This window comes from Fusibacter tunisiensis, from assembly GCF_016908355.1.
GTDB classification, from domain to species: Bacteria; Bacillota; Clostridia; order Peptostreptococcales; family Acidaminobacteraceae; genus Fusibacter_D; species Fusibacter_D tunisiensis.
On record NZ_JAFBDT010000013.1, the window covers coordinates 17826 to 39675 of the forward strand.

Here is a 21850-nt window from a genome sequence, read left to right on the forward strand (position 1 = left end):
TCCTTCTTTAATATACTTTCGTGTTTACATACCCCTTAATACAAGAGTCACGATAAACACCTTGAAAACAGCCTGCTGTCTTTAGCTTGTGAAGTATCTTCCGATCTTTTGAATGCAGAATCACTCGGTCAAATTCCAAAAAGTCAATTTCATAGATACTGCCTTCCAAAGATTTAGAATTCATGTGGATATAATAAGCGTTAACCCCTTGATAATCAACAAGTGCCAACATATTTAAAGTAATTCGATCTTTTTTTATATAGTAGTCAAAGCCTTCGTTTTTTAACTGATTTGACCGTCTCGGATCCTTGTATTCTAACGCATCGGCTTCAAGCATTTTCTTTTTCGCAAGTGTATTGAAATAATGATACTTCATTATGCCTTCGTCAACGCTTAAGACGTTAAATCCAACCCGGTCATATGCCGCTATCATTTTATAATTTTCTAAAATAAAATTTTCTTTGTCCAACTCCCCACTGTCCAATCGATCAATCAGTTCCAACCTTTTCAAACACAGTGTCCCAATTTCATCACGCTTCAACAGTCACACCTTTCTAAAGCCATTTAAACAATTTGAAATCCAAAAAATCACAAGACGTCAAATGATAATTAACACCACGAAACCAACCTTTTACCCCATACTTGAAATTTACAGCCGCATGTATATGGCCATAAATCACTTCTTCTATGCCATACTTTTCAAAGAGTTCTGTAAACAGCGAAGGGTCTTTTAAATCATTTGTCGGTGGATAATGTAAAACACCCAGTATCTTCTGAAAACCCGCTTTTTGAGCCATCTGAATAGAATTTTCAAGCCTTAAAGCCTCACGTTTATAGATTTTTTCATCCTGTTCAGTAAAAACAGCATCATTGGGGCAAATCCATCCTCTTGTTCCACAAATCGCATAATCCTCATAGACCGCAAAATCATTGTGTATAAATTCAATGCTGTTATACATGCCTGTCATCTTATTTTTTGAAACCCACCAATAGTCATGATTGCCCTTAAAAATAATTTTACGTCCTGGCAAGCCATCTACCCATCTCAGATCAGCTTCTGCAGCGCTAAAGGACATTGCCCATGAACTGTCACCAGGAAGGACCACAACATCTGTTTCCGTTACCCTTGATGTCCAATCTGCTTTTATTTTTTCGTAGTGTAAGGTCCAATTTTCACCGAATTTGTCCATCGGTTTATCTGTTCCAAAACTGAGATGTAAATCTCCAATTGCATAAAGTGCCATAGTTCACCATTTCTATAATAATCGGTTTAAATCTACATTTTGTAACGCCTTAACCACTTGTTCAGAAAAGGCTGGATATGTTTCTTCAATCCTTTGTATAACCTTTTCCGCCTCGTCCCTAACACGCCCATGTGCAAAGGTACAGGTATCGTGCATAAGTGGAATTCCCAAAATTTCAATCGCTTTTTGAATTGCTACTTCATCCAGAAGAATCAAAGGTCTAATTAATTTGATGTCTGACTCCGACTCTTGGCTTAGAGCCGGAATACCCGCTATTTTCCCCTGTTTAACAATGTTCATGAAAAAGGTCTCCACAACATCCTCTAAAGTGTGTCCATAAGCAATGGCATTAAACTCTTTTTCAAGCGCAATACGCTTGACAATTCCTTTTCTTAACCTCGAACAGGTATAGCACGGCGAAAACCCGTTTTCTTCTCCGAGTGATTCTGCATATAATTCCGTATGTACAGTGAGCTTAAGGCCCAAATCTTTGCAATACGTTAGGTAAGTCTCCATGTTTCCTAGCATGCCATGATTTACAATCAACCCTTCTACTTCAAAATTATAGGGATGGACTTTACGCAACTGACTAAGTCCATATAGCAGAAGGGTACTGTCCTTCCCCCCTGATACCCCAACCAAAATTCGATCTCCCGGTTTGATCAGTTGAAAGTGGTCTACAGCTTGTCTTAATTTTTTCAGGTAAACATTAGATTCCCATTTGTTCATATGAGATTCCCTTTTTCGAAAAAATTATACCTTGGAAGTTCATGTTTTATTTCAGAAAGTAACAAATCAAACTCAAACATATTGTCTTCGTTCTTAATTCGATCAAAACGTTTCTGAAAATCCATCGCCTCTTTTTCTTTCCCCTGTGAAAACAAAAGTTGGATATTGGTAATAATATCTCGCACAGTATTTGATTTTTCCTCAAACATCAGTTGTGCATTTCGTACTTCTTTACTGATTTCAGTCATTTCCTCATCTAGCCTCGTGGCTGCGAGAGCTGAATTTCTAAGTCTTTCCCGAATATCCTCAGGAATTTTGCTCTTGTACTTATAACTGAGTGAGTGCTCAATAATGGCCCAAAAATTCATGGCCAAAGTTCTGATTTGAAGTTCAACCAAAATCTCTTTTGTTCCAAGTGCTGTTTGAACTGGATATTTTATAATCACATGGTAACTCTTATAGCCACTCTCTTTTGGATTTTTAATGTAATCCTTTTCATACAAAACCGTAAAATCTTTCCCGCTTCGGTCATACAGTAAGTTTACAACTTCATAGATGTCATCAATAAACTGACACATAATTCGGAGTCCAGCAATATCTTCCATCTCTTCTTCGATGTTATCCAAAGGAATATTTCTACGCTCAGCTTTTTCAATAATACTTGAAATTTTCTTGACGCGACCAGTAACAAATTCAATGGGTGAGTATTCATTTAATTCACGATACTGATTTCGAATTGCTTTTAATTTAACTTTCAATTCTTCTACCGCTTGTTCATATGGGATCAGCATGGTTTTCCATTCTCGAATTACTTTCATCAATTGCCTCCTCCGATTTTATATAAATCTCCTTGTTTATAATTCTCTGCTATCATTTTTGCATCCAATTGATTCTGAAGTCTGCGCCAGCTCATCCCCCAATTGCAAAACAAGGTCTCCGCCTCTGGGCCTCTGGCAAAAAGTCTTTGTATGGCAATATTGGGATCGATGCACCTTAAAAAATAAATCACACGGTCAATGTACGTTTCAGGGTCAATTATATTAAAAGCACCTTCTTTATACCATTTACCCATTTCTGTCCCTTCTAAAATATACAGAGAGTGAATTTTTAAGCTGTCAATACCAAGGACAGACATGATACGCCCCGCTTCGATAAAATCAGCCTCTGTATCCCAAGGTAAATTTCCTATAAGATGGGCACAAATTGTAAAGCCATGTCGTTTAATCCGGGTTACAGCCTCTATAAATTCAGCGAGTCCGTGTCCCCTATTAATTCGGTTTAAAGTATTGATATTAATAGATTGAAGTCCAAGTTCAATTTCCACGTCAATCCCTTTTTCTTTTATTTTATCAAGGACTTCCAAATATGGTTCACCAACATAATCGGGTCTTGTGGAGATACTGACCCCTACAACCGATTCTATTAAGGCTTCATTTACAGTTTTTTGAAATGTTGAAAGTTCCATATAAGTTCCAGTATAATTTTGAAAATACGCTATAAATTTATTGGCCTTATATTTGGGTGAAATTACCTCAATATTACGTTTAAGCTGTTCCCTAACCGGTAGAATCGAAGACTGAGCTTCAAATCCAGCACCACTTTCACCACAAAAGGCACACCCACCTGTGCCACAGGCACCATCACGATTTGGACATGTTCCGGGCAAATTTATTGGAATTTTATATACTTTTTCCCCATATTTTTCTTTCAAATAAGCACTGTATTTTAGATAGTTCATATCACCCATCCTTTAGCAATCATTACAAAAGCAATGCTGCTGGTGATTCCAAATAAAACCAAACCAAATACCACCGCTTTACCGCCCTTGCCTTTAATATCTCTAAAATTCACACCAAGCCCCATTGCTGTCATGGCCATCAAAATAAACACATCACTTAAAGTTTTTGCCACTTCTTGAAATCGAATTGGAACGATGCCAGTGGCATTTAAAGCCCCCATAAGAATAAACAGCCAAACATAAGCAGGCACCTTTGCCCGTTTCTGTGTTGTCTTTTCGCCTGCGAAAAATGTACCTAAAATCAAGGAAACAGGGACAAGCATCAAAACTCGAGTCATTTTAACAAAAGTTCCAATCTCACCTGCAAGACTGCTTTTTGAAAATGCACCTGCAAGTGCATGCGCAACGCCATGAAGGGTCATACCGGACCATACACCAAATTGCGCATCTGTAATTTGAGTGGTGCTCGCAACCATTGCATAAACCACAACGCCAATTGCGCCTAAAAAACTCACAATAGACACTGCAATCACAGCATCCTCTTCGTCTGCTTCAATACTCGGTGCTAAAGCAATCACTGCAGCTGCACCACATACACTTGATCCAACACCTATCAAAGTCGCCAGTTTAGTACCCATTTGAAACCGTTTATTCAAGACATATACCATAAAAAACACAAAAATCATATACAGTACAATCCATAAAATTACAGACCACCCAAGACTCATAATGGCATCAAAATTTAGTTTGAATCCCAACAGTACAATTCCATAAATCAGTAGTTTTTTCAGTGCAAATTTTATACCTGGGTTTAATGATTCCGGTAAACTTAAGGTGTTCCGAACAAGCATGCCAATAATAATGGCTATGGTCAAAGCCTCCAGTTGAAACCACTTCATTAACCAGTCTCCTAAAACAGTTGCTGTAATTGCAATTATGCTAACTAATATTAGTCCACTTATGTATTTCTTCATGTTGTCCATTCCTCATTTCCTGTCATTTTGCCCCCTATATTTTATCATACACACCACAATAAAGCATCCCTTTCCGTGGTGGAAAGGGATGCTTTAGATCCGCATTTAATTAAATTCGTCTATTTAAGATGACATGACATTTTCTAAAACGACAATGTCTGAATGTTCTTCTAAATTCACAGGAACGACATTAAACCTTACATTTGTTTCTAATTGATCCTGTAACCGATGAATCATGTTTTGCTGTTCTGTCTTTTCAAGAGACTCTCCCATAACGACATCTGTTATTTTATGTTTTGCTGTAAAATTTGATAAAGTGTTTTCAATATCTCTAGCCTTCAATACTGTGAGCATGGCGTTATTTTTTTTGGCCACTTCAAACAAATAGTCCAATGCGTCTTTTTCTTCCAATTGACCAAAATACTTCCAATTTTCTTTAACAACATGAATGACATGCAATTCATCTTTTTCTGAGTTGACTAGACTTACACCATATTCAATCAGCCGTTCACACGATTTTTGTTGCGTGACACACACCAATACTCTCTTTTTGCGCTTCATATAAATCTCCTTCCAGTCGCTCTCATCAGTTCACCCCTATTATATCAAAACATCCGTCACAATTAATTAAAAAATTCTATCGATTTCGTAAACTTTTTTTATTATGCATCTCTTTCAAAAAATGATTTGATTCGGTATAATAGGATAAATTGAGGAGGAGATCAAATGAATCGATATACAAAAATTATAGGCCTTACAGGATCCATTTATGTTAAAGAATATGAGAAGATTAAACATCATAAAAATAAAATTCGGGAACTCAACGAAGACACTGTTGCCAAAACTTTTAAAGCCGGCAATACTGAAATCATGGTATATTTCGAAGAAACTGACACTGAAATATTTGTGGATGATTTTTCAGATCAAGAAACGATTCTAAAATACCTTGGCAAGAAATTTGTAGGTTAATGTTATCCTGCAACACAGTATTTTGGCATTTCTATCTCCATTTTGACTGCTAGAAATGTTCAAAGACAAGGCGCGGATAAAAGGAAGTGAAGGCGCGACCTTAGCGTCGTAACTGAACTTAATGTTATCCTGCAACACAGTATTTGGGCATTTCTAGCAGTCAAAAAAATGCCCGGCTGCAAACAAAACCACACCACAGCCGAGCATATCTTAAATCACCTATATCAAGTCCCTTTACAATCATTTCTTAAATCGGTTCAGCGCCTCAGGAAGATCCGATTCAAAATTCAAAGTGACAACAAATTCAATTTCATATTTTTTTGCAACTTCTTCAATTCGGTTAAACCATTCTACTAATTCTTCTTCTGTCATTTTAACAGTATTCATAATGCTGTCTACAAAAATCTTTTCAATATCATAATCATTGGATATCAAACCGCATATAAACCCTAGAAACTCACATGAACTCTTGACGGGGAATTCAGACAAATCGACAAATCTCACATCGTGATGCAAATCATACATGGCACGTTTATCATCATCGATAAAAATCATATTGCCTTTACCGGACTCCAGCGCTTCATTGGCCTTCTTAACAATATCTTTTGTTTTACCAGAGCCTTTTTTACCTGCAATTAGTGTAACCATTTGAATCTCCTCCTTCATCTTTATGCACTTATTGTATTATTCTAGGTACACGACACAAACTCCTTCAAAACATTATTTTTTTTTTAGGGTTTATTATTCGTTTTAAAGGTGTTTGTTTCTCAGTTGACCGCATGCTGCGTTGATATCCGAACCCAACTCACGACGAACTGTAGTATTTACTTTATATTTATCCAATAATATCTTTTTGAATCCATTAATTTGATAATTTGTAGACGGATGAAAATTAAACTCCTGAACTGCATTTATCGGAATCAAATTGACGTGAACCAATTTTCCTTTTAATAGACACCCCAGCTCATGTGCATGCTTTTCAGAATCATTGACCCCTTGGATTAAAGCGTATTCAAATGTAACCCGCCTATTGGTCATAGATATATAGTAGTCTACTGCGCGCATCAGGTCTTGTATGCTGTTTTTTTGTGTAACCGGCATAATCTCAAGACGTTCACTTTCAATTGCGTTATGAAGAGATATGGCCAGGGTAATCTGCAGTTTTTCTTCAGCCAACCTCCGAATTTTATCCGTTAAGCCACAAGTGGATAGGGTAATGCTACGGCCAGATAAATTCAGCCCTTTTTCAAATGTTGCCAAACGTATGAATTTTAATGTTTCATCATAATTATCCAGCGGCTCGCCACTGCCCATAAGAACGACATTGTCGATGCGCTTACCCGTTAGATTTTGAAGTGCAAAAATTTGCCCCATCATCTCACCAGCAGATAAATTCCGAACCACACCATTTAAAGTTGATGCACAAAAAGAACATTTCATTTTACACCCAACCTGGGTTGAAATGCATAAACTGTGTCCATGCTTATAAGTCATAAATACTGATTCTACTATATTGCCATCATAAAGTGCGCCCAACACCTTTAAAGTGCCGTCTTCTGATGCCAATTGATCCACAATTTTATAATTGTCCAAAATAAAATCTTCTTCCAACCGTTTTACCAACCCTTGGGGCAAATTATGAATGGCATCAAAAGTAGCAATTCCTTTAGTCACCCAATCAAACACTTGCTTTGCCCTAAATTTTTTCTCACCAATGCCAATGATATACGCTTCCAGTTCAGCCAAAGATATATTTCTTAAATCTTTCACCGACCCACCTCCTAATTAAAAAGGGTAACTGATTTAACCAGTCACCCCCAAGATTTCATTAGTTCTTTTGAACTTCTTCCTCAAAGTCTTCAATATACAAGGACAAAATATCTGCTAATCCTGTAAATTCACATCCATAATCGTAACCGTTTTCAATGGGATTTTTACGAATAATTCTTAAAACACTGTAAAAGAAACGTTCATTTCCCAAATCAATTTTTGCATTAAAATAAAAATTAAGCGGCAGTTCTGCATCTGTTTCAAACCCCATGCCACCCTTTGAAATATCTGTTACCTTAATTTGAACAACTTGCTCTTCTTTAAGAGACGTTTCCTGATTATACACTTCATCAATTGTCATCACCGCATTATAGGGTACTCTACTGTCTCGTCTTCTTTCCTTCATACGAACCTCCCAGCCAATCGTCTTGACATTATTATACAGGATTATTCGGTTTCCGTTGCCATTAATTCACGAATTTCGCTAAAATTCTCGTGTATTTTTCTTTTTTCAAACTTTCCAGATAAATCTGATACTGTAATCAAATCCGATTTACCATCTACAAAATAACACTTTTTCCCTGTATTTGCAAATGCTTTAATGTACATTACACCAGGGATTTCTACAGCTTCATATATGGGTTTGGTACTTGGCCCATTGAAATTCCCCCAGATCAGTGCCTTTCCTGTCTGGGTTAAGGCAACCACAAGGGATTCACATGCAGAAACTTCGCTGACTTCTTTAACCTTGAGAACTTCTTCAGGAAATAAAAATTCATTTTTCCCTCGAGACCCCAATTGGCCATAGGCATTATTCCCTGCACCGTATACTTTTCCTGTTTCTGTAACAACCAAAGAAAACCGGTCTCCAGCTGCAACATGTTTTGCATTTTTATATAGGGTTATCATCGGTTCAGTTATGGCCCCTTTATAACCCAAAGCCAATTGACCATAAGAATTGTCGCCCCAACCAATAACAGTTCCATCATAGCGTAAGGCCAATCCAAAGTTTGTCCCGCATGCAATTTCTTTAACACCAGTAACCCCTTGAAGTTTTATGGGATAAGGCGAGTCTAAAAAATCAGGATTCATAAGCTGGTCATCTGAATTGTCGCCCCAAACAAAAACATCTCCATTATAGTCCAATGCAGCGCCAAACTTTTTCCCAACTGAAACTTGTTTGACGTTTTCAAGACCCCAAATTTGATTCATTAACTTATGCGCAGACTTATCCCCTGATGCCAGTTCGCCATGCCGGTTATCTCCAGCTGTATACACAGAGCCATCATACATTCTAAATACGTTAAACGCCTCTCCACAAGCGACTTGAACAACGCCATCATACATTGTGCTATATGTAAGTTCAGGAACCGGTGTTAAAGAGCCAATACCCAGTTGACCATACTCATTTTTACCTAAAGACAGGGACCGTCCGTTGCGATACGTAAGAAAAAGTGACCCATCAAACCCTTTGATACTTTGGATACCCTGCTCTTCAATCACACGAATTTCCTTTTCATAAAAGTCAGACCAATTTCCATTTTTATCCTTTATCTTAAGACGAATTGTGTACATGCCAGGGTCTAAAAACACAGGGTTTTTATTTTCCCATTTTTTTTCAATAATTTCGTTATTTTCTGTAACACACCCAGAAATATCATAAGTCAATGGCGTTGTGGTTGTAATGTTCTCATCCGGTTTAATGGCAAAATGTGCAACAGGAACCACTTGACTCACATCATTGAACCGCCTTAAGGTCAAATAAGCCAATTTGCCATTTATATAAGATGTTCCACCTGCAAGGTTGACGATTTGCTTTGCCTCATCAGGTGTGAGCCCATCTACAATCAAATATTTTCCATCCAAAGATAGCTGATAATAGGCATATTGTGTAATCATTTGATCTTCCACATAAGCCTCTAACAAGTCAAGTGATTTGGCATATTGCTTATGTGCATCCTTATAGGCAGTCATCGCTTCAAGAATTACTTTATAATCCTCATACACATCTCTGGAATTTTCAGTTTTGTCTTTTCCTAAAAAAGCAATGGCTCCTGCTACAGAGCCAATTGCTAATAATATCGCTAAAAAATTCACTGACAAATTCCCCCGAAATTTTCCAATAAATTGAGCAGTAAGACGGCATTTGTTACAGGCCCAACGCCGCCTGGAACTGGTGTGATCATTTGAACTTGATCTTTGATACCTTCAAAATCCACATCACCTACAAGCTTTCCATCCAATTCGTTCATGCCCACATCAATTACAATAGATTTCTCACTTACCATCTCTGAAGTTAAAAAATTAGCAATTCCCACAGCAACAATGATAATGTCCGCCTTTTTAGTGTGAGACGCAAGATCCACCGTATGTGAGTGACAAAGCGTTACAGTTGCATTTTTGTGCATTAGCATAACAGCAAGTGGTTTTCCTACAATATTGCTACGCCCTATCACGACAATATCTTTGCCATTCAAGTCAATCTCCAGTTCGTCAAAAATTGTCATTACAGCAAGTGGTGTGCAGGGTCTTGTTGCCTTTTCCCCCTTAAAGAGCCGCCCAGCATTTAATGGGTGAAAACCGTCTAAATCCTTTTTAGGATCAATGGCCATAATCACGCGTTCTTCGCTAATATGGCCCGGCAGTGGCATTTGAACAATTATGCCATCTATTAAAGGATCTTCATTATTTTCCTGTATAATCTTTAATAGTTCTGCTTCTGTTAATGACGTTTCATATCGCTTTAAAGTATAGTCAAAATCAACACTTTTACAAGTTCTTTCCAGCATTCGAAGGTAGGCTTCAGCAGAAGGATCTTCTCCTAGCATAATCGCCACGACACTGGGTTTTCTCGTACAATTGGCACAACAATTTTTTACACGTTCTTTTATTTTTTTTGCAATCTCTCTTCCGTCGATTATCATAAGTCACCTCTAGTTTGCTTTAATCTCCGTCCATATTCTATCATATTCCGTGATAAAGTCACCAGGATCATTGAAAATTTCAAAATTTTCAATCCATTCATCTTTTGGATAAGCATATGTTGTATCCATGAGGTCAGGATCTAGTAATTTCATCGTCTCATTATTCACAGTTGCATAGCCCACATAGTCTGCATTTTTGAACCCGATATCCCCTCTACAAAGGAAGTCAATAAACGCATGTGCGGCATCACTATTTTGAGCATCTTTTGGGATGACAATATTGTCAAACCAAAGGTTTGAACCTTCTTTAGGAAGTGCATACTTAAACTCTGGATATTCTTGGATAACTGCACTTGCTTCACCAGACCAAACAACAGCCATTGAAGCTTCTCCACTAATAAGCATATCCTTAACATTATCCCCTACATAAGCTAAAACAAGGGGTTTTTGAGCAACCAAAAGTTCTTTTGCTTCTTCCAGTTCATCAAGATTTCTTGTATTCATAGAATACCCAAGTTCCTTAAGTGCAACCATTATTGAATCCCTTTGTGAATCCATCATTGTAAATTCACCTTTGTATTTTTCATCCCAAAGTACGCTCCAAGAATCGATAGGCTCTTGAATACTTTCAGAATTGTATATAATGCCTACAGTTCCCCAAAAGTACGGAACAGAATATTGGTTACCTGGATCAAAAGAAAGATCCATAAAGCGGTCGTTGATGTTTTTAATATTAGGGATCTTGCTCAAATCAATTTCTTGAAGCATTTCTTCCCGAATCATTTTTTCAATCATGTATTCAGATGGAATGGCAATATCGTATTTTGTGCCGCCCGTCTTAATTTTTGTATACATCTCTTCATTCGTGGCATAGGTTTCATAATTAATTTTAATACCCGTTTCAGATTCAAATATCTCAAAAATATCTTCATCAATATAATCGCCCCAATTGTAAACGTTAAGAACCTGTCCTTTTTCTTCGCCTGCACACCCTGTAACCAAGAGCATCATAGCAAGTGCCAGTAAAATTAACTTTTTCATTTAAAAACCCTCCTAAATATCTTCTATTTTTGTTCTTTTGTTAATGATTAATAATAAAACAAGCACCGATCCAAACATTAGGGTGGAAAGGGCATTGATTTCAGGTTTTATGCCTCGTCTCGCCATAGAATAAATTGCGATGGATAAATTGCTAACCCCACTTCCAGTCGTGAAGAAACTAATGACAAAATCATCAATAGATAATGTAAAGGCAATAAGTGCCCCAGTAATGATCCCGGGCTTAATTTCAGGTAAAATCACTTTTTTAAACGCATACCAAGGGGTCGCCCCCAAATCAAGTGCCGCTTCCATAAGTTCACCGGGCATCTGCCTAAACTTTGGCAATACCGAGAGCACCACATAAGGAATGTTGAAGGTTACGTGCGCAATAATCATTGTCATCAGTCCCAATTGGATATTCATAGCAACGAATAAAGTCATTAGGGATACACCCGTTACAATATCTGGATTCAACATGGGAATGGAATTCACATTCAAAACAAGTTTTTGCTTCCAAACCTTCATGTAATATATCCCAAATGCTGCAAAAGTTCCAATCAATGTCGCTAAGGCAGCCGACACAAGTGCTACAAGTATCGTATAATACAAAGATTTCATAATATAACTGTTGTCAAATAACGCTTGATACCATTCAAAAGTGAATCCTTCCCATTTGGCTGTCGATTTTGAATCATTAAAGGAAAAAACAATTAATACCGCAATGGGTGCATAAAGGAATATAAACATCATGGCTGTGTAAATGCGTTTTATCCACTTGTTTACCATAGATTTGCACCTCCATCTTCTGGATCATTGCCACTTAAGTGGTTCATAATTGCCATTGTCAACAATATAATAATCATAAGAATTATTGAAATCGCTGATCCAAAATGCCAATCATTTACCACGAGAAATTGTTGTTCAATCAAGTTTCCAATCAGCATGTACTGGCCACCGTACAATAAATTAGAAATCACAAAAGTACTGACTGCAGGCATAAACACCATAGATATTCCCGAGACAATTCCAGGGATAGAAAGTGGCAATATAACCTTTCTAAAACTGTTAAATTTGTTTGCACCAAGATCTTCTGCGGCTTCAATGAGGCCATTGTCCATTTTTGACAAAACTGTATAGATCGGGAGTACCATAAAAGGCAAAAAATTATAGACCATTCCTAAAAGTACAGCCCCTTCAGAATAAAGGAATGTCATTTGTGGCAAGCCAAAAAAAGTCAAAATCTTATTTAGGACACCATTTTTCCCGAGTATGGTCATCCAGGCGTAAGTTCTTAACAAAAAATTCATCCACATTGGAACAACAAAAAGCATCACCGCTATGGTTCTATACTTAACATCCATTCTAGATAGAATCATTGCCATAGGATAACCAAGAACAAGACAAATGAAAGTCGCCTTCAGTGCAATAAAAATTGATCTTGTCCACACCGATAAGTAAACCCCTTCAAAAACACGTTTAAAGTTATCGCTTGTAAAAAAATAATTTCCTGTTTCAGGATCAATGCGAACCATCCCAAAAAAAGCAATCATTAGAATTGGAATTAAAATAAACAGTAGAATCCATACCAAATAAGGTCCTGAAGCAATTTTTTTAAGCACTTCACGCCTCCTTGCACATAATATGGATGTCATCGGGATCAATTTGAATGCCCACTTCACTGCCTTCAGGGAACATATCTGTTGAATGTACCATCCAAGACCGATCTTGCTCTTGAATCATCATTTCATAGTGTACACCTTTAAAAACCACCGATTCCACAACACCACTAAGCTGTCCATCACCAGTTGCAGAAAGTTTTACATCTTCTGGGCGGATCACCACATCCACAGGGCTATTTTCACCAAACCCAGCATCAACACATTCAAATCTATAGTCACTAAATGAAACATCGTAATCTTTATGCATCAGTCCATCAAATATATTGCTTTCCCCTATAAAATTAGCCACAAAGGCATTTTCAGGTTCATTATAAATATCTGTCGGAGATCCTATTTGCTGAATTTCTCCCTGATTCATAACAATAATTTTATCAGACATTGTAAGGGCCTCTTCTTGATCATGTGTGACATAAACAAAGGTGATGCCAAGCTCACGTTGCATATTTTTTAGTTCTATTTGCATTTCTTTTCTAAGTTTGAGGTCAAGCGCGCCTAAAGGTTCATCCAAAAGAAGGAGTTTGGGCTCGTTAACCAAGGCTCTGGCTATTGCAATCCTTTGCTGTTGCCCACCTGATAGAGAGTTGATTTTTCTTTTTTCGAACCCTTTTAAATTTACAAGTTCTAACATTTTTGAGACTTTGATTTCAATATCCTTTTCAGACATTTTTTGAATTCTAAGCCCAAAAGCTATGTTTTCATAAATATTCAAATGTGGAAATAAGGCGTATTTCTGAAACACAGTGTTTATTGGACGCATATATGGTGGTAAGTCTGTTATATCTCTGCCTTCAAAATAAATATGCCCTTCAGATGGGCGTTCAAATCCGGCAATCATTCTAAGTGTTGTTGTTTTACCGCATCCACTTGGTCCAAGAATGGTTAAAAATTGATTCTTTTTGACCCAAAAATCTATGTCTTTTACAACGGCAACACCACCGTACTCCTTGGTCACACTGACCCCTTTAATAATCTTATCGCTCAATGCTACCTCCAATGCTAGAAATTTGGTGGGGTTCCCACCATGAGGATTTTCGCTTCTCGTTTCCCTTTATTGATAATCTGATGATACCGGTTAGCTTTATAGTAAAAAGTATCTCCAGATTTTGCCACATAATTTTTTTGCCCCAGTTTAACAATTACAGCCCCTGATAGAACATAACCAAATTCTTCGCCTTCATGCGGATCATGGATTTCATACATGCCTTCTGGCGCTAAGGTCAGCATGATTGGCTCCATCATGTTTTTCTGAGCATTTGGGATAATCCATTCCAAAGTAAAGCCAGAAACTTCATCTTCCTTCTCAAAAAAATCTTCCGGTTTAAAAACAATTTTCTCTTCAACAGTCTCACTAAAAAAAGACTGTAAATTCGTGCCTAAACTCTCCAATATGTCAACAAGACTTGCTATAGAAGGCGATGTCATGTCTCTTTCTAACTGTGAAATAAATCCTTTGGACAATTCGCAACGATCGGCCAGTTCTTCTTGAGTGAGGTTGTTCTCCAATCTTAAACGTTTAATTTTTTCTCCAATATTCACAACCATTTCTCCTTGCTAGTTTATTATTACTAAACTTTTCATTCGATTTATTATACTTTATCCTATTTGGCCAGTCAAGGCATGAAAAGAAAAAGATGTCAAATGAAAATCTGACATCTTTTTAAAATTTTATATAAGGTTTGTTTGTATTTACGACTGTCCTAAAATTTGATCTATCAATTTCACAAGATTCTCAATTTCAGGTTTACTCATTTGTGCATCTGCGCCCACTGCTTCTCCTTTATGAAGCAAATCATCGGTAATTAATGATGAAAAAATAATAACCGGCAATTCTTTCAGATGGCGATGTTCTTTTATGCGCCGAGTTAATGCATGACCATCAAGTCTTGGCATCTCTATATCTGTTATCAGTAGATTTACATCCTCCAAAAACCCATCAGCTTTCTTTTCTACCAACATGGACAAATAATCCAAGGCTTCCATACCATCATCAAAAAACTTCAATTTTGTAAAGCCAGCTCTTGTCAAAGTGTCTAGGAGTACCTTCCGAATCATTGGTGAATCATCTGCCAAGGCAATTTTAAACTTAGACCGGTCTTTAACTTCAATATCCTTGATGCGATCTATGTTGATGCCTGTGTTCGGATTAATGTCCATAACAATTTTTTCAAAATCCAATAACATGATAATCTCATCATTCAAATTGATGTTGCCAATAATCAGCGAATTTGAAGTCAAATCATCCGGCTTGTGAATCATATTCCAGCCAATTCGATTAATTCCAAGAACCGTTTCTATGGCAAATCCAACTTTTATTTTGTTAAACTCACAGACGAGCGTCATTCCATTTTTTACCTTTGGGTTTTTCTCACCCTCAAGCACATACAAAAGGTCCACAACGGATATCATTTCGCCTCGAATGAGAGACAGTCCAGATATTGCAGGGTGTGCATTTGGAATTTTAGAAATATTTTCAATTTGAAGGAGTTCCTTGACTTTTACGACGTTAATCGCATAATGAACACCTGCTACTGTAAAATGCAGGATTTCCACTTCGCCTGTTCCACTTTCCAAAAGTATGCCCGGTTTATTTTCCATATCCTTCATCCTCCATTTTATTATCATATTATCCTTATACCTTTAGACCCTTTGCTGTAAACATTTTTTAGAGAAGTCCCATTTCCTTACCTACTTCTTCAAACACGCGAACAGCATCTAAAAGTTGTTTTTCTGTATGTCCAGCAGTTACCATACATCGAACACGGCCTGTTCCTTTAGGCACTGTTGGGAATACAATTGGGGAAACAAAAACACCTTTTTCAAGCATACGCTTAGAAAAAGCGACAGTCTGGGCTTCATCGCCAATAATTACAGGTGTAATTGGTGTTTCAGAATGACCAATATCAAAGCCTAACTTGCCCAATTCAGCCTTGAAGAATTTTGCGTTTTCCCATAGACGGTCTGTATACTCAGTTGTTGTACTTAAAAGTTCTACCGCTTTGGTAATTGCACCCACTGCAGCTGGTGGTAGCGATGTACTAAAAAGAAGTGGTCTTCCTCTATGCAAGAGCCATTCTTTCATTACTTTTTTACCAGCCACATAGCCGCCAATAACACCAATCGCTTTTGAAAGTGTTCCAATTGTGAAATCAATTCTTCCATGAAGTCCAAAGTGATCCACAGTTCCCCGACCACTTTCTCCTAAAACGCCTGAACCGTGTGCATCATCTACATATGTCATACAGTTGTATTTTTCAGCCAATTCAACAATTTCAGGAAGTTTTGCAATATCACCATCCATGCTGAAAACGCCATCTGTTATAATTAAGCAGTTTGTATAATGATCTCTTTTCTCTGAAAGTACACGCTCTAAATCTTGCATATCACTATGCTTAAACACAGCTTTATCTGCTCTAGATAAACGTACACCATCAATAATGCTGGCATGGTTAAGTTCATCGGAAATGATGAGGTCACCCTTATTTGTAATGGCTTGTATCGCACCCGCATTACAGTTAAAACCGGATTGGAATACCATGACAGCTTCTTCGCGTTTAAATTCAGCCAATTTCACTTCAAGCATTTCATGAATATCCATATTTCCAATTATTGTTCGTACAGCACCTGAACCCACACCATACTTTTCTACAGCTTCAATAGCAGCTTTTTTCATTTCTGGATGGTTTGCAAATCCAAGATAATTATTTGAAGATAAGTTGATGACTTTTTTTCCATCGAGTAGCACTTCAGCTTCATTTGCAGCTTCAAGAACTGGTAACACACGGTAAACACCTTGATCTTTAAGTTCTTGAACTTGTTCTTTCAGGTAATTCAGTTCATGTACATTAGACATATTTTGCCTCCTAAAAAATTATTCATATTTAGTATATCACTTTTTCAAGTGCTTTCAATGCCCACTGATAATCCCACTTAAGTTTATCATCATTGCGCATAAAGGTCATTTCTTTTAGCCGGTTATAGACTGTCAAATCTCCCGTATTCCCGAGAATGTTTAAGGCATTTCGTTTATAAATCCACCCGTGACGCCAAGCAAAGCCTTGTCCACCATACTGGCGCTTGAACATTTTATTGGATTGACAAAGTAATTCAAAGGGATCAATGTAGTTTTTAGACTCTATCTGAAGTGCTTCATAAACTCCTTTATCCTTATTTGCAGGGCACACAAGTTGACATGTATTGCACCCATAAAGACGATTTTTAAGCAACTCTCTGTCTGAGTCGGTTCTTGTAAAACCGGTTTGTGTAATGGCAGATAAACACTTGGTCACATCCATTTCTCCAAACGAACATATCTGACTAGGGCATGCGTGAACACAAGCATCACAGGTTTCACATCCGTCATAGCGTATATTGGTAAGATCAAGAGACGTTTGGCCTATCCTTAAAGGTGTCTTGTAGAGCAAATAACCAATATAAAAATGTGTCCCGTGTTTTGGATTAATCATAAAGTGATTTTTCCCATATTTCCCAAGTCCAGTATAAAGGGCCACCTCACGGTCAATATAAGGTGTTGTATCTACACAATATTCTGGGGTCTCAAGTGGTCTATTAAGTACTGTCTTTAAATGGGTGTGGATTTCCAAAAGCAACTGCTTTAAAACCGCGTGATAGTCTCTTGCCCATGCAGAAGGATCAACCCATCCAAGAGTGTTTTGTCCAACCATCCCCTTAAGATCAAAAGGAATGGCAATCGCCACAATTGTTTGCGCCGGATGGTCGCGATTTAAAACCAAAAACCTATTTTTGCCTTCTGGTTCAAACTCACTTATCTTACGCTTTTGATGCCAACTTTCGAGTTGTACCTCACGGTCATAAATCGTTTTTTTTACACAAGGTGTCAATTCTAAAATGCCATAGGAGTCAATTTTAAGTTTTGAAAAGATTTTTTCAATTGAAGTCATTCTATTTCCTCAATTTCACTATCCAAAAGCGCATGAATCAGTCCATTGTAAGGCGACCATTCGAACTTCTCTATTCTTGTATTAACACCCCAAGTTTCTATAGGATTTACAAGAAAAATATAAGGAAGTTCCTCATTTGCAAGTCCTATCCATTCTCCCAAATACCTAGTCTGATCTTCAGGGTCTGAACTGGTTCTGATTTTATCAAAAAGTTCATTTGCACGCGTGTTATTAAATCCACCTACAAACTCAGGTGTCTGAAAGATAAGTCCCTGGTCGTAGTCAACAGGTGTATCCCACGACATCAACCACACTTGAGCTTCTTGAGTTTCAAATGCGTAGGTTTTTAAACTTTCAAAATCCATCCACTTAATTACAACTCGAATGCCTAAAGTCTCCCAATCCGACTTCAGTAAAAGTGCTGTCTCATAAGCCCAATCCACATCGCTTAACGCAGCAATTTCGATTATTAACTCAGAGCCTTCCTTCTCTCGAATGCCCTTATCCACGTTCAATATCCAGCCTGATTGTTCAAGCAAGGCCGCAGCCTTTTCAAGGTCATAGGCATAATCGTTTAAAACTTGTTCTTTGGGATATAGTCCGTGATGCTCCATAAGAGGACCATCAAGAGGAAGTGCCTTTTCATGCCATACGTTGTCAATTAAAGTTGTACGCTTAACAGCGTATCCAAGTGCCTGACGGACCAAAAGATCTCCTGTAACGGGATCCAAATGATTCATCCCAATATAAGTATAGTTCAATTGTGGAACTGCCTGTTCACGGATATAAGAAACTGAATCAAAAACTGCTTCATTAGATTCAGGCGGGTCCAATTTTATAAGATCTAGTGTACCATTTTCTAAAGAAGTCATTTTTTGTGTCGGGTCAGTAACTTGAAATTTCAACCGGTTAATTTGGTTTTCGTGATAATAAAAAGGATTTTTACGCAACTCAATGCTTTCATTTAGATAAATGGTATCTACAACAAATGGGCCACATCCCAAAGGATGGCCATTGACACTCATTTCATCCGACAACATTGGATAGGCAAAAAGCCAAATATGGTATACACTCCTTGTGACAAAAGTGACCTCAAGTGTTCGGTTGTCCAAAACATCAATGGACTCAACCGCTTCAATCAAAGGGTGATAGGCTTCAAAATAAGTATTCTCCACTGCTTTTTCTAAACTTTTTACATAGTGGTCTGCAAAAACCCGATCCCCATTGCTATAGGTCAGCCCTTCTTTTAAGACAAAAGTATATGTTCGCCCATCCTCGCTTGTAGAATAAGTTTCTGCTAATCTAAGTTCTGGTTTCCCATACTGATCTGAACCAATAAGGCCTTCGTACATAGCCTCCGAAACCCAAATTTCTAAATCTTCCACCGGATTCAAAGGGTTAATGGTGTTTGACACGCCATCCACACCAATACGCACTTGCTTTCCCACTTGCATAGATGGATTTTCAATAATCTCTGGCGGTAGAGATTCTACTGGTGTAGGTGTGGGTTCAGTTGAATCCACTACCGTTTCAGTTGGCGTGGTAACTTTTACGACATCAAAAGAGGAGCACCCTCCATAAAGAAAAGTGCTCACACCAATTAAAATAAAAATCATCCACTTAAAACGTTTCATTTTGAATTCTCCACATTTTTCTTGGCAGGCATGGGAATTAACATGTGTGCTACAGTATATCGATCAGCGCCTGCCTTAGGCTCAGTTTTATCCTTCAAGAATTCTTCGACAATTCTTGAAATTTCATGATTCAAGGTTTTCGCTTCCGTTTCAGTCAAAAAATAATCTGCAGAGTAAGCTATTTTACGGGATATATTGCCTGTATAAAGCTCAATCGACTCATAAAAGTCTTTTGATACTGATTCAAATAAGGCCAACGACACTTTACTTATGGTGTCGTCCATAACATCATCAAGTGTTACTGCACTGCTATCTATCAATATTTTATAGGCTACAGGGCAATAATATTTCTCAACAACACCTAGCTTAGAAACTTCCTCTACCAATTCCAAAATACCTACTTTTTCAAGCATTTTAATGTGATAATTCACTCTACCGTGGGGTTCTCCCATTATTTCTGCAACTTGTTTTGCGGTCTTTGGCAAATTGTCAAATGCGTCTATGACATCTAACCTGTACTGTTGAGAAATAGCTTTAATCTGTTCTAAGTCTTTTAAAACAATGGCATCTTTCATGTATAATCAAATCCTCTTCTTTAATTTTTACTATTCACATTATATCCGTTTGACGCACCTGCGTCAACAAACGTCCCAGCTATACTTCCATAAGAATGTATGTGATATCATCATTTAATCGGTTTTTTATAGGGTCAATTCTGCGTGTGATTTCGCGGTTCAACTCATTTGCAGAGAGGGCCGTATGTGCCTTAAAAAAGTCCACCAACTCATCTGTGTCAAAAACCCCATTTTTTTCCATATCTACTAGTCCATCTGTAAAGAACAGAATGCGGTCCCCTTTCTCAAGTTGAATCTGCTCACTCTTAAATTCAGGTGTGAAAAAACCGTCAAGTCTGCAAATTGGAAATCCTTCAGAGTCATCTAGATAACGTACATCACCTGATTTGCTGAATTTAATCGGCGCACAATTCATTCCACCGGAACAATACGTTAAAACTTTTGTCGATAAATTCAAAGTCGCATAGAAAAGCACCATATGGACCTCATCTGGAAAATTCATATGATTAAATTGATCATAAAAATGCCTCAAGTTACGTTCAGGTTTAAACCCTCTATACCGCATTAGATTCTGGTCATTTGATTTTAAATAATTACTGCTGAACATTGTCATTAATGCCGCTGAAATTCCGTGGCCAGATACATCTAAAAGATAAAGTGCAACGTGGTCGTCATCCAATCGGTACAAGTCGTAAAAGTCTCCACTTAAGCGCTCACAGGGGAAATATTCGGAATAAAATGTTACGTCCCTATAGTTCATCTTTCGATCAGGGAGGAGTGACTGCTGAATAATTTTTGCATACTCTAACTCATCTATAAGTTTCTTGTTAACTTCGCGTACTTGTAATGTTTTCTTATCAATTATTTTCTTCAAATTTTTAGCATATAAATTAAATTGATTCTGAAGTTGCAATGTTTCTTGTTTTGGCACCAACAAGTTGCTAACATGAATCTCTTTCCAATAAAATGCAGACCCTAGAATCCAAAGCAAATGTCCCTGAATAAGGGTTTCAGCAGACATAGCAGACAGTGTCATAACCACTTGTCCAACAAACAAAGCAACAAAAGCATAAAAATAACCTCTGCTCACTGCCATATCTTCCCTAAAAAAAGTGTTTAGGACATATATCAAAAGAATTGAAGCCGTAAAGGCATCGGCCAAAAATGCGCCAGTCTCTATTGCCCATACAGAAGGCATCCCAAGGAGCACAACAATCAATTGCAACAACAAGAGGACCAGTACGCCCAAATGTTTGTATTTTATGTCTTTAAAAGTTAGCGACAGCCGGTCCGCATAAAGCCAAACCGCATTCCCAATTACAAACCAAAGTCTTGCCATACTCAGATAATATGCCATCTCTGATAAATTGTCTCGACTTAAAAACACAAGGCCAATCACATAATTAAAGACCATAAAAAAAGTCGAATAGGCTGTAACGTGATGCCATTTCTTTATCCCCATCTGACTGTTAAAATAAAGTCCGTTTACTAAAAAACCAAAGGCAAGGATAACCATCCCAAGCATTGTCACCAGATATTCCGTCAACCCTGGGGCAAACGCAGTAAAAAGGACCGTTTGATTCAGCGTCAAAAGAAGTATGACTGCTAAAACCGCTACAGTATGCATTTGAGTTTTCTTTAAGCGCTGAATCAT

The 21850-nt window shown here is 37.6% G+C and carries 24 protein-coding genes; 1 reads left to right on the plus strand and 23 read right to left on the minus strand.

The window, feature by feature from the left end:
- Window positions 1-7: 7 nt before the first annotated feature.
- The 7 genes from JOC49_RS08440 to JOC49_RS08470 form a co-directional block, all read right to left on the minus strand.
- Window positions 8-541 carry a DUF6648 family protein gene (locus JOC49_RS08440; protein WP_204664296.1) on the minus strand — a complete coding sequence of 178 codons (534 nt, stop codon included), beginning with the start codon at window positions 539-541 and terminating at the stop codon, window positions 8-10.
- A gap of 13 nt (window positions 542-554) precedes the next feature.
- Window positions 555-1244: a metallophosphoesterase gene (locus tag JOC49_RS08445; protein WP_204664299.1), complete on the minus strand. Its 690-nt coding sequence runs from the start codon at window positions 1242-1244 to the stop codon at window positions 555-557.
- A 12-nt stretch (window positions 1245-1256) separates the two neighbouring features.
- Entirely contained in the window at window positions 1257-1973 is a 717-nt protein-coding gene (locus tag JOC49_RS08450; protein WP_204664301.1) for a tRNA lysidine(34) synthetase, read from the minus strand.
- Window positions 1970-2791, minus strand: a complete 822-nt coding sequence (locus tag JOC49_RS08455; protein WP_204664303.1) for a GTP pyrophosphokinase — start codon at window positions 2789-2791, stop codon at window positions 1970-1972. Before JOC49_RS08455 ends, JOC49_RS08450 begins: the two co-directional genes overlap by 4 nt.
- The gene (locus tag JOC49_RS08460) at window positions 2791-3711 is read right to left on the minus strand and encodes a TIGR01212 family radical SAM protein (protein ID WP_204664305.1); all 921 of its coding nucleotides are present in this window, start codon (window positions 3709-3711) and stop codon (window positions 2791-2793) included. The genes JOC49_RS08455 and JOC49_RS08460 overlap by 1 nt, the downstream gene beginning before the upstream one ends.
- Window positions 3708-4685 carry a YeiH family protein gene (locus tag JOC49_RS08465; RefSeq protein WP_204664307.1) on the minus strand — a complete coding sequence of 326 codons (978 nt, stop codon included), beginning with the start codon at window positions 4683-4685 and terminating at the stop codon, window positions 3708-3710. Before JOC49_RS08465 ends, JOC49_RS08460 begins: the two co-directional genes overlap by 4 nt.
- Before the next feature lie 123 nt (window positions 4686-4808).
- A complete protein-coding gene (locus tag JOC49_RS08470; RefSeq protein WP_204664309.1) occupies window positions 4809-5246 on the minus strand; it encodes an adenine nucleotide alpha hydrolase family protein in 438 nt (145 codons plus the stop codon).
- Between the two features lie 165 nt (window positions 5247-5411).
- Between JOC49_RS08470 and JOC49_RS08475 the strand changes: the two genes are divergently transcribed.
- Complete coding sequence (locus JOC49_RS08475) at window positions 5412-5654, plus strand: hypothetical protein (protein WP_204664311.1); 243 nt, start codon at window positions 5412-5414, stop codon at window positions 5652-5654.
- Window positions 5655-5894: 240 nt separating this feature from the next.
- On the opposite strand, the gene JOC49_RS08480 is transcribed toward JOC49_RS08475, so the two are convergent.
- The 16 genes from JOC49_RS08480 to JOC49_RS08555 all read right to left on the minus strand — a co-directional run bounded on the left by JOC49_RS08480 (window position 5895) and on the right by JOC49_RS08555 (window position 21850).
- A complete protein-coding gene (locus tag JOC49_RS08480) occupies window positions 5895-6302 on the minus strand; it encodes a twitching motility protein PilT (RefSeq protein WP_204664313.1) in 408 nt (135 codons plus the stop codon).
- A gap of 102 nt (window positions 6303-6404) precedes the next feature.
- Window positions 6405-7424: a dual-specificity RNA methyltransferase RlmN gene (gene rlmN / locus JOC49_RS08485; RefSeq protein ID WP_204664315.1), complete on the minus strand. Its 1020-nt coding sequence runs from the start codon at window positions 7422-7424 to the stop codon at window positions 6405-6407.
- A 58-nt stretch (window positions 7425-7482) separates the two neighbouring features.
- Window positions 7483-7830, minus strand: coding sequence for a PilZ domain-containing protein (locus JOC49_RS08490; RefSeq protein ID WP_204664317.1), 348 nt, complete (start codon window positions 7828-7830; stop codon window positions 7483-7485).
- A gap of 41 nt (window positions 7831-7871) precedes the next feature.
- Window positions 7872-9521: an RCC1 domain-containing protein gene (locus JOC49_RS08495; protein ID WP_204664319.1), complete on the minus strand. Its 1650-nt coding sequence runs from the start codon at window positions 9519-9521 to the stop codon at window positions 7872-7874.
- Window positions 9518-10348, minus strand: coding sequence for a bifunctional 5,10-methylenetetrahydrofolate dehydrogenase/5,10-methenyltetrahydrofolate cyclohydrolase (locus JOC49_RS08500; RefSeq protein ID WP_204664321.1), 831 nt, complete (start codon window positions 10346-10348; stop codon window positions 9518-9520). The genes JOC49_RS08495 and JOC49_RS08500 overlap by 4 nt, the downstream gene beginning before the upstream one ends.
- A gap of 9 nt (window positions 10349-10357) precedes the next feature.
- Complete coding sequence (locus tag JOC49_RS08505; RefSeq protein WP_204664323.1) at window positions 10358-11389, minus strand: ABC transporter substrate-binding protein; 1032 nt, start codon at window positions 11387-11389, stop codon at window positions 10358-10360.
- Window positions 11390-11401: 12 nt separating this feature from the next.
- Window positions 11402-12175 carry an ABC transporter permease gene (locus tag JOC49_RS08510; RefSeq protein WP_204664325.1) on the minus strand — a complete coding sequence of 258 codons (774 nt, stop codon included), beginning with the start codon at window positions 12173-12175 and terminating at the stop codon, window positions 11402-11404.
- On the minus strand, window positions 12169-13041 hold the full coding sequence (locus JOC49_RS08515; protein ID WP_204664327.1) for an ABC transporter permease: 873 nt from the start codon (window positions 13039-13041) through the stop codon (window positions 12169-12171). Before JOC49_RS08515 ends, JOC49_RS08510 begins: the two co-directional genes overlap by 7 nt.
- A complete protein-coding gene (potA, locus tag JOC49_RS08520; protein WP_204664329.1) occupies window positions 13010-14050 on the minus strand; it encodes a spermidine/putrescine ABC transporter ATP-binding protein in 1041 nt (346 codons plus the stop codon). The genes JOC49_RS08515 and potA overlap by 32 nt, the downstream gene beginning before the upstream one ends.
- Before the next feature lie 14 nt (window positions 14051-14064).
- A complete protein-coding gene (locus JOC49_RS08525) occupies window positions 14065-14604 on the minus strand; it encodes a cupin domain-containing protein (RefSeq protein WP_204664331.1) in 540 nt (179 codons plus the stop codon).
- Between the two features lie 150 nt (window positions 14605-14754).
- Complete coding sequence (locus tag JOC49_RS08530; protein ID WP_423875410.1) at window positions 14755-15672, minus strand: chemotaxis protein; 918 nt, start codon at window positions 15670-15672, stop codon at window positions 14755-14757.
- Window positions 15673-15730: 58 nt separating this feature from the next.
- Window positions 15731-16918 (minus strand): glycine C-acetyltransferase, encoded by a 1188-nt coding sequence (locus tag JOC49_RS08535; protein WP_204664335.1) that lies wholly within the window; start codon window positions 16916-16918, stop codon window positions 15731-15733.
- Between the two features lie 28 nt (window positions 16919-16946).
- On the minus strand, window positions 16947-17987 hold the full coding sequence (locus JOC49_RS08540; protein WP_204664337.1) for an epoxyqueuosine reductase: 1041 nt from the start codon (window positions 17985-17987) through the stop codon (window positions 16947-16949).
- Complete coding sequence (locus tag JOC49_RS08545; RefSeq protein WP_204664339.1) at window positions 17984-19621, minus strand: ABC transporter substrate-binding protein; 1638 nt, start codon at window positions 19619-19621, stop codon at window positions 17984-17986. Before JOC49_RS08545 ends, JOC49_RS08540 begins: the two co-directional genes overlap by 4 nt.
- The gene (locus JOC49_RS08550; RefSeq protein WP_204664341.1) at window positions 19618-20196 is read right to left on the minus strand and encodes an ArsR/SmtB family transcription factor; all 579 of its coding nucleotides are present in this window, start codon (window positions 20194-20196) and stop codon (window positions 19618-19620) included. The genes JOC49_RS08545 and JOC49_RS08550 overlap by 4 nt, the downstream gene beginning before the upstream one ends.
- A 79-nt stretch (window positions 20197-20275) precedes the next feature.
- Complete coding sequence (locus JOC49_RS08555; RefSeq protein ID WP_204664343.1) at window positions 20276-21850, minus strand: PP2C family protein-serine/threonine phosphatase; 1575 nt, start codon at window positions 21848-21850, stop codon at window positions 20276-20278.